The 17,711-nt window shown below is 35.3% G+C and carries 17 protein-coding genes; 12 read left to right on the forward strand and 5 right to left on the reverse strand.

Features of this window, described 5'->3' with window-relative positions:
- The first annotated feature begins 257 nt into the window (after nucleotides 1-257).
- Nucleotides 258-458 carry a helix-turn-helix domain-containing protein gene (locus tag RRV45_RS03365; RefSeq protein ID WP_315667331.1) on the forward strand — a complete coding sequence of 67 codons (201 nt, stop codon included), beginning with the start codon at nucleotides 258-260 and terminating at the stop codon, nucleotides 456-458.
- A gap of 4 nt (nucleotides 459-462) precedes the next feature.
- Here RRV45_RS03365 and RRV45_RS03370 read toward each other — a convergent pair whose 3' ends face one another.
- From RRV45_RS03370 to RRV45_RS03380, 3 genes are all read right to left on the reverse strand, one after another.
- Entirely contained in the window at nucleotides 463-864 is a 402-nt protein-coding gene (locus RRV45_RS03370; RefSeq protein WP_315667332.1) for a bleomycin resistance protein, read from the reverse strand.
- A gap of 17 nt (nucleotides 865-881) precedes the next feature.
- Nucleotides 882-1,022 (reverse strand): hypothetical protein, encoded by a 141-nt coding sequence (locus RRV45_RS03375; RefSeq protein ID WP_315667333.1) that lies wholly within the window; start codon nucleotides 1,020-1,022, stop codon nucleotides 882-884.
- Between the two features lie 251 nt (nucleotides 1,023-1,273).
- Entirely contained in the window at nucleotides 1,274-1,975 is a 702-nt protein-coding gene (locus RRV45_RS03380) for a methyl-accepting chemotaxis protein (RefSeq protein WP_410489356.1), read from the reverse strand.
- 136 nt (nucleotides 1,976-2,111) lie between these two features.
- On the opposite strand from RRV45_RS03380, the gene RRV45_RS03385 reads away from it, so the two are divergent.
- The 3 genes from RRV45_RS03385 to RRV45_RS03395 all read left to right on the forward strand — a co-directional run bounded on the left by RRV45_RS03385 (nucleotide 2,112) and on the right by RRV45_RS03395 (nucleotide 6,089).
- Nucleotides 2,112-2,537: a TSUP family transporter gene (locus RRV45_RS03385; RefSeq protein WP_410489326.1), complete on the forward strand. Its 426-nt coding sequence runs from the start codon at nucleotides 2,112-2,114 to the stop codon at nucleotides 2,535-2,537.
- Between the two features lie 440 nt (nucleotides 2,538-2,977).
- Nucleotides 2,978-4,783 (forward strand): sigma-54-dependent Fis family transcriptional regulator, encoded by a 1,806-nt coding sequence (locus tag RRV45_RS03390; protein WP_315667337.1) that lies wholly within the window; start codon nucleotides 2,978-2,980, stop codon nucleotides 4,781-4,783.
- Between the two features lie 256 nt (nucleotides 4,784-5,039).
- Complete coding sequence (locus RRV45_RS03395) at nucleotides 5,040-6,089, forward strand: 2,3-butanediol dehydrogenase (RefSeq protein ID WP_315667338.1); 1,050 nt, start codon at nucleotides 5,040-5,042, stop codon at nucleotides 6,087-6,089.
- A 174-nt stretch (nucleotides 6,090-6,263) separates the two neighbouring features.
- Here the strand turns inward: RRV45_RS03395 and RRV45_RS03400 are convergent, their stop codons facing one another.
- Nucleotides 6,264-6,989 (reverse strand): CBS domain-containing protein, encoded by a 726-nt coding sequence (locus tag RRV45_RS03400; RefSeq protein WP_315667339.1) that lies wholly within the window; start codon nucleotides 6,987-6,989, stop codon nucleotides 6,264-6,266.
- Nucleotides 6,990-7,314: 325 nt separating this feature from the next.
- Between RRV45_RS03400 and RRV45_RS03405 the strand changes: the two genes are divergently transcribed.
- The 5 genes from RRV45_RS03405 (at nucleotide 7,315) to RRV45_RS03425 (ending at nucleotide 13,428) form a co-directional block, all read left to right on the forward strand.
- The gene (locus RRV45_RS03405; protein ID WP_315667340.1) at nucleotides 7,315-9,777 is read left to right on the forward strand and encodes a tetratricopeptide repeat protein; all 2,463 of its coding nucleotides are present in this window, start codon (nucleotides 7,315-7,317) and stop codon (nucleotides 9,775-9,777) included.
- A gap of 12 nt (nucleotides 9,778-9,789) precedes the next feature.
- On the forward strand, nucleotides 9,790-10,275 hold the full coding sequence (locus RRV45_RS03410) for a peptidoglycan recognition protein family protein (RefSeq protein ID WP_315667341.1): 486 nt from the start codon (nucleotides 9,790-9,792) through the stop codon (nucleotides 10,273-10,275).
- A 253-nt stretch (nucleotides 10,276-10,528) separates the two neighbouring features.
- Nucleotides 10,529-10,912: a hypothetical protein gene (locus RRV45_RS03415; RefSeq protein ID WP_315667342.1), complete on the forward strand. Its 384-nt coding sequence runs from the start codon at nucleotides 10,529-10,531 to the stop codon at nucleotides 10,910-10,912.
- Between the two features lie 247 nt (nucleotides 10,913-11,159).
- Nucleotides 11,160-13,103 carry a TetM/TetW/TetO/TetS family tetracycline resistance ribosomal protection protein gene (locus RRV45_RS03420; RefSeq protein WP_315667343.1) on the forward strand — a complete coding sequence of 648 codons (1,944 nt, stop codon included), beginning with the start codon at nucleotides 11,160-11,162 and terminating at the stop codon, nucleotides 13,101-13,103.
- 118 nt (nucleotides 13,104-13,221) lie between these two features.
- The gene (locus RRV45_RS03425; RefSeq protein WP_315667344.1) at nucleotides 13,222-13,428 is read left to right on the forward strand and encodes a hypothetical protein; all 207 of its coding nucleotides are present in this window, start codon (nucleotides 13,222-13,224) and stop codon (nucleotides 13,426-13,428) included.
- Between the two features lie 164 nt (nucleotides 13,429-13,592).
- Here the strand turns inward: RRV45_RS03425 and RRV45_RS03430 are convergent, their stop codons facing one another.
- Nucleotides 13,593-13,832, reverse strand: coding sequence for a spore germination protein (locus tag RRV45_RS03430; RefSeq protein ID WP_315667345.1), 240 nt, complete (start codon nucleotides 13,830-13,832; stop codon nucleotides 13,593-13,595).
- A gap of 277 nt (nucleotides 13,833-14,109) precedes the next feature.
- Here RRV45_RS03430 and RRV45_RS03435 point away from each other — a divergent pair, with 277 nt between their 5' ends.
- From RRV45_RS03435 to RRV45_RS03445, 3 genes are all read left to right on the forward strand, one after another.
- Nucleotides 14,110-15,132 carry a CapA family protein gene (locus tag RRV45_RS03435; RefSeq protein WP_315667346.1) on the forward strand — a complete coding sequence of 341 codons (1,023 nt, stop codon included), beginning with the start codon at nucleotides 14,110-14,112 and terminating at the stop codon, nucleotides 15,130-15,132.
- A 350-nt stretch (nucleotides 15,133-15,482) separates the two neighbouring features.
- Complete coding sequence (locus RRV45_RS03440) at nucleotides 15,483-16,409, forward strand: beta-carotene 15,15'-monooxygenase (protein ID WP_315667347.1); 927 nt, start codon at nucleotides 15,483-15,485, stop codon at nucleotides 16,407-16,409.
- 297 nt (nucleotides 16,410-16,706) lie between these two features.
- Nucleotides 16,707-17,618: an endonuclease I family protein gene (locus tag RRV45_RS03445; protein ID WP_315668919.1), complete on the forward strand. Its 912-nt coding sequence runs from the start codon at nucleotides 16,707-16,709 to the stop codon at nucleotides 17,616-17,618.
- Nucleotides 17,619-17,711: the final 93 nt, after the last annotated feature.

The raw sequence follows: 17,711 nt of genomic DNA on the forward strand, positions 1-17,711 counted from the left end.
ATGGTGTAGCATGATGTACATTGATTTTTATAAGCATTTATCTTTATTAAGTCTAATTCGTAAGCTGTAATATCTTCTTTATTGTATACGAAAAACGCCTTTTGACGAATACAAGTAAGTCATGCGTCAACCATATATTACGGTGAAGAGCCATATTAAAAAGCTTCGTTACGCGCTGATCCTTGTTATGATATGCTCTCCTTATAGTAGACATGTTTTAAAAAGTGCATTAATCTGTCTACTAGGGGGCGTTTTTTATGGAGAAAAAAGTAGAGACTTATGCAGTGGATTTATATCATCAAACAAAGAATTTTGCAGTTGTTTCCAAAGAATTAAACACTCATCGAAAAAACATACAAGGATGGGTTAAACAGTTTAGTGAAGATGGGATGGTTGGTTTTATAGAAAAACATGGCAGAAAAAGTGGGGCTATACTCTATAAATCGAAATTTGACTAATGAATTAACTACTAATTTGTTGCGAAAAACTTAACAAATAACCATCTGGATCTTGAACGAGAAATTCAAGTTTTTTGATTACTGTCTCATTACTTTTATATTCATTAACAGTAGGTTCTCTGAATAGCAAAATTTCATTTTGAATTAACCTTTCTGCAATGGTTTGAATATCATCAGTAAGTATTTGAAAGTTAATGCCTCTGCCAAATGGATATTCTAACAACCCGGTATTCCAAAATCCGTTAATTTCTTCAATTATAATCTGCGCTCTGTTAAGTGATAGAAAAGCAAATTTAGCATCTGCTCTCTCATATTCTAATTGAAAACCAAGTATCTCTATATAAAACCACTTCGACCTTTTAATGTCCTTAACTGATAATTCCGGAACTAAAGCATTGAATTTCATTCCCTCACTCGCCTTCCTTATTGTAGTAAACTGCTGCTTTCTATGGATTGGGTAGCAGAACTTTGAAGGACCTCAGTTTCCATATTTCTTGTTATAAAAGCAAGAATAACAAATCCGATTATGATGAACCCAACAGCTATCCAAGATAATAAATCCACTTTTTATCCCCTTTGTTGTGAATTATCTTCTAAACCTGTTACGTAGTTCAAATACATTCCTTCGCAATTTTTATACGTCGAACACTTAATCAACAACATGGCCCTTTAATGGAATATGTTAAAATTCCATTGTCAAATAGAAATGCCCTCCATATAAACAGAGGGCATTAGTAAAGGACTTTTTTATTAATTTTTTCAAATAGAGAGCTTACTTTTAATACCATAGAGCCTATTACACTTTTAATACTGTATTACATTTTATTGTTTATTTTGAACACTGATATAGATTGATTCAAATTATTTACCAATAATTGTAATTCGGTGATTGCCTCATATACTTTATTGTTAATATTATTTTGTTCTTCGATTGTCGCACTGATTTCTTCAGAAGCTGCTGCTGTTTCTTCTGATATATTAGCAATAGATTCGACTTCTTTTACTAGAGAATCTTTTTGATTTTTCATATCTATAAAGGCATTAGATATCGATTTAATCTCATCTGTAATTTCATCTATTCTTTTGACGATAGAATCGAAAATTTCTTGTGTTTCTTTCATGTTACTCTTATTATTTTGTACGATTATATCTGTTATCTTAACGGCTTCAAAGGTTTTTTCGATTTCATTTTGAATATCTTTAACAATATTAGAAATTTCTGATGTAGAGTTAATTGATTGATCAGATAATTTTTTCACTTCGTCCGCCACAACAGCAAACCCTTTTCCGTGTTCACCAGCTCTTGCAGCTTCAATAGCTGCATTGAGTGATAATAGTCTTGTTTTATCTGATATTTCATCTATAACTCCAACAATATCCCCTATGTCTTTTGATTTGTTCTGTAAAGTTGTAATCATATTAATAATTGAATGAAATGATTGTGTGATTTCTTCATTTTTAATATATAAATTCTTCATTGTAATATTACCTTGCTCACTAAGGTCTTTCGTATCCATCGAACGGCTCTCAATTTGTTTTGAATACTCACTTGCATGTTCAATTTTTTCAGATAAGCTATCTATCTCTTCTGCCAAATGATTGGTGTTGTGAGCTTGCTCTGTTGCACCGGTAGAAACCTCATTCACTGATATTGTGATTTCATTATTTGCAACAAAACAGTCTTCAGCCGTGCAGGAGGCCTCAGCTGCTTCAGAAAATAATTACGGATTTTGGATTCGAGCAATTTTTCTGGGGCTGCTTTCCGGTCTGATGGAAGGGTCTTTCGGTATCGGAGCTGCACCATTTATCCAGCTTGGATTAATGATCTTTTTAGGATTATCTGTCCGTCACTCTATCGGAACCACGATGCTGGTCATTCTTCCAATTGCGATTGGCGGCGGCCTTGGATTTAGTACGGGCGGATATGTTGATGTGATTCTTCTTATACAAATATTAGTCGGTTCGATGACTGGTGCCTATATTGGCGCGAAATTCACCAACTTTGCCCCAAAACCAGTTTTAAAAATAACGATGATTTCAACGCCCGCAGCAGCCGGGTTTTTACTCCTCTTGGGATAATAAAATGCAATTTATTTTAGCTTATGCAAATGTAAACTAAAACCTTAAAACAGCTCAAACTAAATTGGCAGATATATTACTCGATAAATATTATTGGATATAATTGGATATCAAGACGTTGAAATTCTCAAAGAAAAACGGGTTCGAAGGTAGTAAGGATTTTAATATTGAAATTGATTTTCCTCATAGGTATTAATTCTCTAATCATACTTGCTGCCCATTTTATAACAAAATAGGTACTAAAAAGAAAAGCATAGATGAAGATATATAGTTTGTCAGTTTATAAGCTTTAAAGAATACTAGGTTAAGGATGGTTACAATTACCTAATTAGGTACAGAAGAAAAACTACCTAAATTATGTATAATTAATACAAGATAGTATGGATATTGAATCTAAAATACTAAACTAAAGGTATTGCTCTTTAGGAGGTTTTTCTTGAATGACTAGTGCAGTTGTGACAAAACAAACTTGGATGAGTTTTGTACAAGAAGGTTCGATCGATGAACGAAATTTGTCATATGAAATTCTCCAGTCTTGGCAATTATGCAGACAACATAACGTGAATCCGTATGATGGAGTTGCCACGAAAATTTTAAATAGAGAAGACTTCGAAAAAAAAATAAAAGAGAATCAACTATTGATCAGTTTGACAAAACAGACTCTTCCACAACTACAAAGATTTTTAAAGGCTTCCAATTATGTAACCATTTTAACGGACTCTGATGGATGTATTTTGTATAGAGCGGGTAAAAGTTCCATTGTAAATGCAGCAGAGCGTATTTCCTTTAAAGAGGGAGTAACATGGATTGAGGAGGAAGTAGGTACAAATGCGATTGGGCTGGTAAAACGATGGCTAAAACCGATAAACGTTAATGGCTATGAGCATTTTGCTAGAGCCTCTCAGTCTTGGAACTGCTTTGCTGCTCCGATTCTCAATCAAAATCAAGAACTGTTAGGGGTGCTCAATATTTCAAGCATGACTCCTCCTAGTAATGTTCATTATGTATTATCATCTGTACAGTTAGCTGCCGACACCATTTCATTGGCTTGGCGAAAGAAGGTACAAGAAGATATTGAATGGTTATCAATAAATGACTTCTATTCAGATAGTCCTTCTATTATATGTTCATGGGATAAAACCATTTGTGCTTTATCGCCTCAACTTATTCCTAATTATCAAGGTTTGATAGGTTTATCGCTTACAGAAGTAGATAAAGGAGACTTAAACCTATCAAATACACTTATTCCCATCTTAAGAGAAAATAGAGTAATTGGTTATCGCATTCCAATTTCTGGGGAAAAAGAACAAACCTCAAATTTGAGATTTGATGGAGTCAAAGGAGTAAGTAAAAAATATCATAATCTGTTAGAAGAAGTAGAAAAAGTGGCTCCCACAGAAGCTCCTGTTCATATACTTGGTGAAACAGGTGTAGGAAAAGAATTAATTGCAGAGGCCATTCATCATAATAGTCATCGTCGGGCAGGTCCTATTGTTAAGGTAAATTGTGCTGCTATACCTGAACAGTTGTTAGAAAGTGAACTTTTTGGTTATGAACCAGGTGCCTTTACAGGAGCGAATAAAAAAGGCTTCAAAGGTAAGTTTGAACAAGCAGAAGGTGGTACTCTATTTCTTGATGAGATTGGCGATATTTCTCATTCGATGCAAAAAGCTTTATTGAGAGTTCTTCAGCAAAAAGAGTTAACGCGTTTAGGCGGTACAGAGGTAAGAAAGGTAAATGTCCGTCTCATTACAGCGGCCAATATCGATATAAGGGACTTAGTGAAACAAGGAAAAATGAGAGAAGACTTTTTTTATCGAATTTACGTGTATCCTATGACCATACCTCCATTACGCGAAAGAAAAGAAGATATAAAAAGTTTAATAGAAAGCTTTTTTCTGAAAGAACAATGGTTTCCGCGTTGGAGAGAAAGGTTAATCAGTATCTTTACCGAGGGCCAATGGCAGGGGAATGTCCGTGAATTACAAAACTCACTCGAACGATGCAAACTACTATATGAATATAAAGTTCCTACAGATGATGAATTGTTACAATTGACATCAACTTTGGGCGAAATATCATTAACAAATACTTATACAGAAGCGAATAACTTTAGAGAAGAAGTAGAAATCAACAAGATTAAAAACGCACTCATCAAAAATAACGGGCATGTATCCAATGCAGCAAAGGAATTACAAATATCGAGAGCCACTTTATATCGAAAAATGAAAAAATATGATTTGTAATCATAAAGATAGAATCGATGGACTTCTTTTTTCGATATATTTTCTAGAGCAACCACTTTTAGTGAGACAAAACGAGTCAACATGAGACGGAATGAAACAATTTGAGAATAATTGTTTCATTCCGTCTTTTTTTTCAATATAAAGGAGTTAGAAACTATATCAATGTAGCAATTTTGAAGTTGGCACGAAACTTGCATTTAAAGAAGTGTGTAGAAAAAATACACCAAAGAATGACGTAAGATAGGGGATGGGTTGAATGAAAGCATTAAGATGGCATAACGCAAAGGATTTAAGACTAGACAATATTGATGAACCGGCAGCAAAAAAAGGGGAAGTAAAAATTAAAGTGGAGTGGTGTGGAATTTGTGGAAGTGATTTACATGAATACACCGCAGGTCCTATTTTTATTCCAGCGGAAACACCACATCCATTAACGGGTGATAAAGCCCCTATTGTCATGGGACATGAGTTTTCTGGACAAGTGGTTGAAGTCGGTGAAGGGGTAACAAAGGTACAAGTGGGTGACCGAGTTGCAGTAGAACCAATTTATTCTTGTGGAAAATGCGAAGCTTGTAAACAAGGAAAATATAATCTTTGCTCAAAAATGGGATTCTATGGCCTTGCAGGAGGCGGAGGCGGATTTTCTGAATTCGCTTCAATCCCAGAACATATGATTCATAAGCTTCCGGAAAATGTATCTTATGAACAAGGGGCACTAGTGGAGCCATCAGCTGTTGCTCTTCATGCTGTTAAACAAAGTAAAGTCCAAGTCGGCGATAAAGTAGCTGTATTTGGAACGGGTCCGATCGGTTTATTGGTTATTGAAGCATTAAAAGCTGCGGGTGCAGCGGAAATTTATGCAGTTGAATTATCTGAACAACGCAGACAAAAAGCAGAAGAACTTGGGGCGATCGGGATTGACCCGAATAATGGTGACGTTGTAGAGCAAATCCACCAGTTTACAAATGGCGGAGTGCATGTTTCTTTTGAAGTGACTGGAGTACCAGTAGTTTTAACACAAGCCATTAACTCTACGAAATTCAATGGAGAAACGATGATTGTAAGTATTTTTGAGAAAGAAGCATCCATTCATCCTCAAAATATCGTTCTGAAGGAACGTACAGTAACGGGGATCATTGGATATCGTGATGTCTTCCCAGCTGTCATCAGTTTAATGGCACAAGGATACTTCCCTGCGGATAAACTTGTAACGAAACGTATCACTCTTGATGAAGTAATTGATGAAGGCTTTGAAGGACTGTTAAAAGAAAGAAACCATATAAAAATCTTAGTAAAAGCTGAATAATTGTTTGAGAAGATATTTATCTTCGAATTATATCTAGCTTTAAGATATAGGCTTCATGAGTCCTGCTTCAGGATAAAAAATACTCACGGTGCGGGAGCACTGTGAGTATTTCATTGAAACTTATGGACAGTTAATTTAAAAATGATCGACCAAGTTCTGAAAAATTCGCAGCTACTAATCTGTTGTGTAATCAATCTCAATTAAGTCCCAAGCAGTGACGATCCCAAGAGGTTTTTCATTTCTGAGTCCGTTTTCAGTGATGATAACCATTTCTAAATCTTTTTTCTCTTTATGATACTCTTCAAAGACATCTTCTATTTCAAATATCGTATAAGATTTTGGGGCAAAAGATATAGGGTGATCTATTTCTTCGCAAGTTAATATATCTCTTACTTTAATGTTCTCTAGATCTACAATATGATTTACCATATTTTTAGCTAGCCATTTAACAATAGCAGAATTACTTAAAAGACCAACACAATCTTTTCCTTCATAGATCGGGTACTGAGAATAGTTATGTTGATTCATTCCTAAGATTACATCCTGTATCGTATCTTCTACATCGTAAGAAATCGGCTTTTTTGTTGCAATAGTTAGAACGTAATTAGGGTTATTAAATAAATCTGATATTTGTTCTAAGCGTTTCACAACATTTTCATGGGGTTCAGCAATATAAAACCCTAGTTCTGTCTTTTCATGAACCATTGCATTACGAAGCTTAGCGTATTGCAGCAGCTCGTCAGAATACTTATTGATTACTTGATGATGCGGGGAACCAATACGAACAAGCTCTGTAAAACTATTGGTGAATGCTTTTACCTTTTTCTTTAAAACCCCGTGAATTTGATTAAAGGCGACTTCGAAGCGTTCAGATAATTTTTTTTCAGTATTAATCATCATTATAATTTAGATCCTTTCTATCGCAATCATGCTTATTGTAATTTTAACTTGTATTTTAATAGTTAAATATTACTATGTATATATATGTAATTATAGCAAAATAAAGGCGCAAAGTAGGTTAGAAGAATTTAAAAAAGCGATATAGGCAGTTGGTTTAGTTAATTCTATTAAAAAAATTAAAGTAAATGGTAAAATATTAATATGAAAAGTAATCAGAGGAAAATGTGGTGGGAAAATCCAAAGATATGGGGATGAAGATGGATTCTTAGAAGAAGCTCTTTGCATAGGAAGAGTATGAAGAAGGTCTTGTTTGGAGAGGTGAAATATGGGAGAGAGTAATATAACTGCGGTTTTGGAAGTAGAAGAAAGAAATACGGGTCGACCAAAAAGGACTAGAAAAGGTATAGCTACGCTATTAAAAGATAAAGAAGATAAATATACGGGTCGACAAAATGAACTGGATTTATTTAATAATGCCTTAGAGAGCAAAAGGTGGGATGAATATAAAATACTTTCCTATTACGGAGTCGGCGGGATTGGTAAAACGGAATTACGCAAAAAGATAATGAAGAAACTGGAGAGTCGATCCGAAGTTGAATTCACTTTTATTGACTTTGAAACCGGTGAATTGCAACAAGTAGAAAAAGCGCTTATCCATTTAAGAACGGAAATTGGTAAAAAGTATCCCGTAGCGTTTACTCTATTTGATGCTGCATACATCATTTATATGGGAAAAACAAATAATGCTATTAACCTTAATGAAAAGACTCTGCCCTTTGTTGAAAAGGGAACATGGGTCGCGGATTTTGTTAATATCATAGCGGAAAACCCTTATGTATCAATTGCAACTAAACTGATTAACGTTATCTCAAAACGAATAGTACATGCTCTGCCTAAAGAAGATATGGATTTAATACGGAATTTCGAATCATTGGAAGTGCGTGAGCTACAAGAACTTTTGCCGCAGATTTTTGCAGAAGACTTGGAAAGATACTTACTAAAAACGAATAATAAATTCGTCATTTTTATTGATACATATGAAGCATTATGGACTGACAAGAGAATGAAGGCTTATGATGGTGCGGTAGATGAATGGATACGAGATCTGGTTCTTGAACTTCCTAATGTTTTTTGGGTAGTATTTGGCCGGGAACCTATTGATTGGGGACTTTATGAGGAAACAGAGGATATTGATATTTCCTATGTGCCACTTGACGCATTATCAGAAGCCGAAACAAAAGAATTATTGGAAAAGCACGAAATTCTTGATATAGCCATTCAAGATGAGATTTATCGAAATTCTGAAGGGCACCCTTATTCTATAAAACTATCCATTGATACATATAATAATATACCTAATCCAGTTGTATCCGATTTTATTGGATTAAGAACGCCAGTTAAATTATTTAATAGATTTATAAAATATCTCTTAGAGCCTGAAAAACAGGCGTTAGAGTTATTAGCCTTAACGCAAGGTTGGGACATTGATACATATGAACATTTAATGGATTCGTTCCGTATACTGCTGAACGAGGATGACCATCATAAACTAACTCGATTTTCATTTATTACACAATTAGATGGTAATACATGGGACATGCATCGGTTAATGCGAGATAGCCTGATTGACTATCAGCGCTATGAAAAAATGGTGAAAGGAAGATCTTTTTTATTTAATTATTATAAAAAGGGGCTTTCAAAAGAACTAGTTAGAAAAGAGACTCATTACGCCGGCAAACTCATCAATCAAGCATTTTACCAAGGTTTTATGTTAATGGAACAAGGAGAAATTTCAAAAGCGTATTTTATTGATTGGTTTAGAGAGTACGATATCGTCTTTTTAAATAGCAAGGCAAATTATTTAACATTGCCTCTCTTACATCAGCTAAGAACATTCTTAGAGAACGGAGCTAGTAGAGAGGATGAGAAATATTTAGGTGTTATTCTTTATGATATTGCTTTTGTCTATATGGATGAAAATCGGGATTACAAGAGAGCAGAGCGTTTATTTAAAGAGGTTTTGGAGCTTCGTGAACAGAAATTCTCTGATGATAAAATAATGCTCGCAAAATCTTATTTTGGTTTAGCCACTCTATATCAACGAATGGGACGAAATCAAGAAGCTGAAGTGCTCCATGAAAAGGCGTTTTCACTGCGCAAACAATACTGTGATTCATCAAATATAATAGGACTAGCATATTCAGCTAATGGACTAGCCATGCTTTATCAAAATAGGAAGGATTATGAAAAAGCATTAGAGTATTATGGAATAGCGCTTAGCATCTATGAAAACCTTGATAAATCTCACTATGGCAAAATTTCTACCAGCATGATGAACTTAATTAGCTGCTATCATGAATTCCATCAGTACGATAAGGCTTATGAATTTTCCATCAAAGTTATGGACATTGTTAAGAATGACGAGCATTTTAATCAAATTAGATATGCAGAGGTGCTAAATGTATTTGCTGTCACTAAAACGGCTTTAGGCCAGTATGAAGAGGCACTCGAGCTACTTCAAGAATCTTATGACATCTTTAAAGACCGGTTAGGTGAAGAAAGTATATATGTGTCAAAGGTATTGCATAACTCTGCTATAACATTTAAGCTGCTGCAAAACGACACCGAAAGCATCAATACAATGAATAAGTGCTTAGAAATAAAAAATAAAATGGTCAGCATCGGAACGTTAAAAGAGGAAAATATAAACTACAGCTATAGCCAGGAAATGCAAAGGTTTTTACAACAAGACACGATCGAATATGACCAATTGAAGTTTAATTTTTAGAGGGTGACCAACATGTTTACGATTAAGCCTAACAACTTCCATTTTGTAGAGCCGCTTGAGGAATTAGAAAAAATTGAAAAATTGATTATTCATCATACATCACGAGTGGATTTTACAGCAGAAGATACCCATCGATTTCATCAAAATGAAAGAGGCTGGAGCGGTATCGGATATAACTATTTCATAGAGAAAGATGGATCCATTTCCGAAGGCAGAGGACTCCATGTGGGTGCCCATACCTACGGTTATAATCGTAAAACGATTGGAATTTGTGCTACAGGCGATTTCGATATTGAAAATCCTACAAATGCACAGATCAAATCATTAATTGATATTTGTCATTATTTTATGGGGAAATATCAACTAAAACCGAAGGATGTTCTTGGACACCGAGAACTGGATGGCTTCGACTACACTACATGTCCGGGAAAGTTATTTAACATGAATGAATTTCGAACGTTGCTAGAAAAGGTACAAGTAGGTGCTTCAAAAGCTTAGCTTTTGGACATATTTTTGGGCTAGACGTGAATTTAATAAGATGAAATGATAAGAGAGTCAATAAAGTCACAAAACCTATCATTGTGGTAACTTTATTGACAAACACCATATACAAAATTAACATAGAAATAATACAGTAATTCTGATACATTCATAGAGTTTTTAATAGAATGAAAATCATGAAAAGTGGTAATCCTATCAGCTGAAAATGTAATAAATAGAGTAGAGTTTTAAGTGGAATGGAGGAAAAAGGATGACTCCGAAAGAAGAAACATTTGAAGAATTCCTGAAGAACTCATTTGCCAATGATGTGTATTTTCGGGAATTAAGGTTATCACAGGAAGAAGCAGACTATGTTTCGAAGAAGTACCCAACAGCTAGCTTGAAAAAGTGCTCAGCAGAATCACCAGATGGAAAGTGCTGGTATGAGGTAAATCTATTGCCTTCTACTTTGAATGAACCGGAAACCCTTGAATCTGAAAATCAGCGATTAAAAGAGGAACTCAAAGCATTAAAACTTGAATCTGAAAATCAGCGATTAAAAGAGGAACTCGAAGCATTAAAGCTCGTATCTGAAAATGAACGTTTAAAAGAGGAACTTGAAGCATTAAGGAAATCCCTTTCTCCTATAAAATAATTTATTTTTGAAGGAATTCGTACAAGTAATGTTTGGACGAGTTTCTTTTTTTTGCAATGTTTCTTCTGGACTTAAGCAGCTATTAAGTAGAAGAAAATAGGTGAAATTAATTGTAATTTTTAATCAAAAGACTCAAAGTGAAAAGATAAAAATAAAAAGCCAAAAACTTGATTTGGTAATCACAATAAGCTTGTTATAATAGCAATCATATAGTGACGGAAATCAGGACAGGAGTATTAATTTACCTATGAACAAAACAATTGGAATTTTAGCACATGTCGATGCAGGGAAAACGACTTTTTCTGAACAGTTGCTTTATCATACAAGCAGTATTAAAAAGCGCGGGCGTGTGGATCATCAAAGCGCCTTTCTTGACAGCCATGAGATAGAGAAGCAGAGGGGGATTACGGTATTTGCGGATCAAGGCATCTTTGATTTTGGGGAGTCTACTTATTATTTAATTGATACCCCAGGTCATGTTGATTTTTCTCCGGAAATGGAGCGGGCCATCCAAGTGATGGATGTTGCGGTTATTGTAGTTAGTGCAGTAGAGGGAGTTGAAGGGCATACGGAAACCGTTTGGAATCTATTAAAAAAGCACCACATCCCAACATTTTTCTTCATTAATAAAACTGACAGAACAGGGGCAGATATTAATCGGGTATTGGATGAGATTCGCCTTCATTTAACAGAGGATGTTTATGATATTTCTGCGTCATTTACAGATGGAATAATGGATGAAGAATTAATAGAATTCATTGCAGAACGTGATGAGGAATTGTTGGAGATTTATATGGAAAAAGGATATGACCCTGATCTATGGCTGCAAAAAATGCAAGCGATGATTCAATCAGTTCAACTTTTCCCATCCTCAAATGGATCTGCACTCCAGGATATCGGTGTAAAATCCTTTTTAGAAAAGCTCGAATTATTGTCAGAATCTCATTATCCAATGGATGAACCTTTTGGCGGGCGGGTATATAAAGTTCGATATGAAGAAAGTGGAACAAGAGTTACTTTTATAAAGGCGCTTAGCGGCGTGTTAAATGTGCGTGATGAGCTTTGTTATGAAGATGGAAACACTGAGAAAGTGACACAAATCCGCCGATATAATGGAAGTCAATATGAACAAGTTAATCAGGTTAGGGCTGGCGAGCTTTTTGCAGTTACCGGGCTCGCAAACGCCTCTGTAGGTGATGGAGTTGGTACGCTAAAGGAAAAGGCGTTTTTCGAAATGGTTCCTACTCTACGATCGAAAGTAGTGTTTGAATCTGGAGTGAACGTAAAAGAGGCTTTGCGATTTTTTCGTATGCTGGAAGCGGAAGATCCTTCTCTCCAAGTTATCTGGGTGGAGCGTTTACAGGAAATCCATCTTCATGTAATGGGAGCGATTCAGCTAGAAGTGTTAGTGCAAGTAGTTCGAGATCGGTTTCATTTACACATAGCTTTTGAAAAGCCTGAGATTGTTTATAAGGAAACGATTGAAGATGAGGTTATTGGGTATGGTCACTTTGAGCCGCTTCGTCATTATGCAGAGGTTCATGTGAAATTAGAGCCTGGAATTAGAAATAGTGGGATTGTTTTTGAAAGTGTGTGCCATCCAGATGATTTATCGATTGGATTACAAAACTTAGTTGGTCAGCATCTTTATGAACGGGAGCTTCACGGATTGCTTACTGGCTCATCACTAACAGATTTAAAAGTGACATTGTTAAAGGGGAGGGCCCACAATCAGCATACACATGGCGGCGATTTTCGAGAAGCCACCTACCGTGCTTTAAGACAAGGATTAGAAAAGGCTAGAAACATTCTGCTCGAACCATGCTATCAATTCAAAATTAAAGTAGATCTGGATCAGATGGGGCGAGTATTAGCGGATATCCAATCAGCCTATGGTCATTTTGAGCCGCCAGTTACAGATGGAGAAAAAGCGATTATATCTGGGATCGTTCCTGTTGCTACCTTTATGGAATACAGCACAGTACTTGCTTCTTTTACACAAGGCAAAGGTCGCATAAGTTTGACATTCGGAGGTTATCAACGCTGCCATAACGAGCAAGAAGTGATTGATCGTATCGAATATGATAAAAATGCCGATCCAGACTTTACTTCTTCTTCAATATTTTGTGCAAAGGGTCAAGGATTTTCTGTTAAATGGGACGAAGCTGAAGGGATGATGCATTGTTTATAATCGATTGGCTTGTCTCTTCGTATAAATGTACGTGTGTTAATTTTCATTGACCATATATTAAGAGGAAATCAACTTAATTCATGAACTAAAACCATTAATCGAATCGGAGGGAAAGTATATGGGGCTTTCACTGGAGGATACTTCATTTGCAAGATATTTTCGAAAGGAAGGCTTTGAGGAAGGAAAAGCTGAAGGAAAAGAAGAAGGTGAAAAACAAAAAACGATTGAGATCGCAAAAAACCTTTTGAAAATGAATATAAGTATAGAATCTATTTGTGAGGCCACTGGTTTAACTTTAGAAGAGGTAAAGGGATTATTAAAATAATGTAAGCTACAAAATTTCCACTTTCTTAAGAAGTATAAAGAAGAAGAACACAGTAGTCTGTTCTGTGTTCTTCTCAAAAGAAACTATTAGAAAAAACTCCAAATAGAAAATGAATAATTGAAAAAATTATATAACGATTCATTAACTATTATATTGTTAAAATATTACGGAAATAAGCTTTCTTCTTCAAGACCTTCATCTAATTTCTGATCACTGACATCAGGGTCTATATAATTTGTGCATGAAATACCAGTTGATGTCATGACCCATCCTCCAACATTTTTTGACCCGCCTCCAGATGGATCTTTTACAGCAGATTTAGGTGAGATAGACATTGTATTACCGAAATTAACAATGCCTCCCGTTACTTTGTGTATCTGAATTTCTCCGAAAATTGATGCCATCTTTATTAACATCCTTTTGAAAAAATATTTATTAGCATCATATGTTTCATTCATCAAATTGAAACTTGGTTTAGCGAGAGAAAATGACAGGAGTGCAGCATAAATGCCGAATGCCAATATGTCATAATTTTTATAGACTAAAGCTAGTGGCAGTCCCAATAAGTGAGTAGTCCAATCTTGGGCGAACCAAATCATCGTACTTCTCATATTTTATGAATAGTAGGACAAACACAATGTGATCTTCTAATCATAAATTTCTTTTAAGAGGGGATAACGATTGACGATAAAACCATTGACATACAAAGTTTCTAAAAACCTCACGAAGGAGCTAAGTATCTTTTTAGGCGGAGATACGATGTTAGGTGATGCGGCACAAAAAATATTAGACAGGGAAGGGTATGTCTACCCCTTTAAATACCTGGATCGAATATATAAATCAGCGGATGTACGGTCATTTAATCTTGAGACTCCAATCAGCAAACATGCAAAAAGGCTCGAAGTGGAAAAAGAATATATTTATAACATGCCCCCTCAAGTGCTTGATGTATTTAAACAAAAGGGGTTCAACGTTTTTTATTTAGCTAATAATCATATGACTGATTTCGGACATGAAGGCTTATTGGAAACAATTTCGCATATAAATAATAATTCAATGCTAGCGATCGGTACCGGAAGGAATAAAGAAGAAGCAAGAAGAGCACTCGTCATTAGGAAAGGAAATGTTAAGGTCGCACTAGTAAATTACATGAGCTTCAGGAAAAGCTATCACGAGAAATATCAACACTTTGCGTCTACTAATCATAGTGGTGTAGCGGCTTTGTCTCGAAAAGCAGTATCCGATGATATTAAGGCCTTAAGAAATATAGGGATAAACACGATTGTTGTGTCCATTCATTGGGGAAATAATTATGAACCCGTATCAGAAGAGCAATTAAAACAGGCAAAAATGATTGTGAAAGCCGGTGCTGACATTATCGTTGGACATGGATCACACCAGTATCAGCCAATAAGCATATTGGATGGAGTCCCCGTTTTTTACAGTGTTGGAAATTTTATTTTCAATACACCTGGTCGATCCTCTCTCACCTATGGATTTCCCATTACTTTACACTTTAACGAAAGTGGATTAATAAGGGCTGATATTTGGCCACTCCATACAAATAATAAAGTCGTTAAGTTCCAACCTCGGCATTTATCTGGTAAAGAAGCGTATGAGGCCATTCATGAGTTATATACAAACTCCAAATTAGATGGATTGAAAAAAGAAATCGATATGGATAAAGGTGTTTTATTTTTTTAATCAAAGCTATATTAGCGATTATTGTTGATTACCAGCCTTATGCATGCGAACGGGTTATATTCGGACGAATAACGTAGAGAGCAGGTGTGCATAAGACGGTCTGACCGCAAAATTCATTAAACAAAAAACGATTAGCTGGGTTTAATTTGAAATAAATTAAGGAAAATCCCAAAAAATAGGTGTTTGAATCACTTCACATAAGTTACAATTAAGGTAAAAAAAGGTGACTTTATGCTAGTTAAGCAGATTCTTAGGAAAAGCTATGTATGGATGCTGATATTAATACTTAGTTCAAATTTCATATTGTATCGAACGCCCCTTTCTCCATTGGTTCTTACGGATGAAACGAAATGGTTGTTCTAGGGTCTCTGCTAGATTTAGCAATTATTTCACCATTATTAGTATTAGCCATAAATAAGAAAAAGGGTTCCTTCGTTAAGCGTTTTATTATTTTGATGGCAGGTGGACTAATACTAGCCAAATTCTTAATCCCCATGAAATATTTTGAACCATTTATCTGGATCTCCTATATTGGTTTTGGGGTTGAGGGACTATTGATTCTGGTAGAATTGTCGTTGCTTTTTATGCTAGTTCGATATATGCCTGACATCATTCAAAAAGTGCGCAACAGTGATGAAACACTATTATTCTCCTTTCCTGCTGTGAGGGAAAAAGTACGAAGTCATCCCATTGTAAAAGTTTTTTCCTCTGAATTACTTATTTTTTACTATGCCTTTGCGTCATGGAGGAAAAGTCCCCCGAAAGGAAAGGGATTTTTCACTCTACATACAAAATCTAGCTTACTGGCATTTCATATTATGTTGATTCATGCGATTGTGATTGAAACACTGGGACTTCATTGGTGGCTGCACGATAAGTCCATCGTTTTGTCGATTGTTCTCCTTATCTTAAATATATATTCAATTATATTTTTTCTTGGCGAAATTCAGGCTGTCCGTCTAAACCCAGTCAATTTAACAGATAATCGGTTATACTTATCCCTTGGCTCAGCAAAGAAAATGGTCGTTTCACTTGATGATATTGCTGCTGTTACAACGGACCAACAAGTATTAGAACAAAAAATAAATAGTAAAACAACAATTGATTTTATTGCACGGGATTTTGAAGAGGTTCATCCCCATATGATCCTAGAATTAAAGAAACCTTGCCGTGCGACACTCATTCTAGGAATAGAAAAGTCATTTACTAAAGTGGCTATCCGCTTGGACGATCCGATAAAATTTCATCAAGAGTTGAAAAAGCGAATCAATATGTAAGCCTAAGTGAAATAAAGATAAAAGAAATGCGATCCCCTAGTCAGAGAATCGCATTTCTTTTATTTCATTTTAGTAGTCAATTCATTTTCAATGGTTGCCGGATAGTATAGTAGTATTAATTTAATTGGTCCAGGTGGTACTGCAGAAATTGATACGAATAATGGGAAAATTAATATAAATGAAAAATTTAATTAATGTTTAGGTTATATAATTATGTGAGAGTGGAATAATCAATTACTGCTAGCTTGAGAGAATTTAAGCTGGAATAAACTGGGGAGGGGGAACAAAATATTGAACATGAAAAATAAAGAATCACATAAAAATGCAGACTTTAATGCGGCATTGTTGGAGCTGGAGTTTAACAAAAAGAGGTTTAAAAATGGAAAAGAGTATTATGATGAAGAACAGGATCAAAAGGAAATCAAAGATTATTATCATCAAATTGATTTTAATGAAGTGGACAAAAAAGAGTTATATAAGAAACTTAATCAGCTAATTACGAGTACACATGAAAATCAGCTGCCTTATAACGCTAAAACCCGGAATTATCTCTATTCAAGAATTGACCTCCATATAGACGGGAAGTTGAAGAGCATCTATTCCGGAAAAGAAAGAGATCCTGAACAAGTCATAAAAGATGATTATGAGGCAGAAAGAAAAAGAATAGAAGCCTATGCCAAGTTGCAAAAAAGCGGCTCGAAAACCGATTATGAAATACAGATGGCGATGGCGTCCATTGAAAGTGAAAATATGTATAATTGTGAACATGCCGTTCCTCAGTCATGGTTTGATAAGGATAATCCAATGAGAGGAGATTTACATCATCTTTTTACGTGTGAAATAGATTGCAATTCATTAAGGTCCAATCATCCTTATTTTGATTTTGTGGACTATTCTCCTCAAATGGAGACGGAAGCGATCAGAGCACAGTGCGGGAAATATGAAGAGGGTAAGTTTGAACCTGAAAGCGGAAAAGGTGAGGCTGCCAGGGCAACATTGTATTTTTTGTTAAGATATCCAGGAGAAATTAGCCGATATAGCAGTAAGGACATTGAGATGCTGCTAAAATGGCATCGTGAATATAAAATATCCATTTATGAAAAACATCGCAACAAAGAGATCTTCCATATTCAAAAGAACAGAAATCCTCTAATTGATTTTCCTCAATATGCCGACATAATCGATTTTACGTTAGGTTTATCATTGTGATTAATAGATGAAGCTATTTTTATTATATGGGTATTATTAAAATGGAGAGGGCTCCCAAAAGTCAGTTAGGCTGACTTAAAGGATAGCCCCTTT

This window comes from Bacillus sp. DTU_2020_1000418_1_SI_GHA_SEK_038, from assembly GCF_032341175.1.
In the GTDB taxonomy this organism is placed as follows: Bacteria; Bacillota; Bacilli; order Bacillales; family Cytobacillaceae; genus Cytobacillus.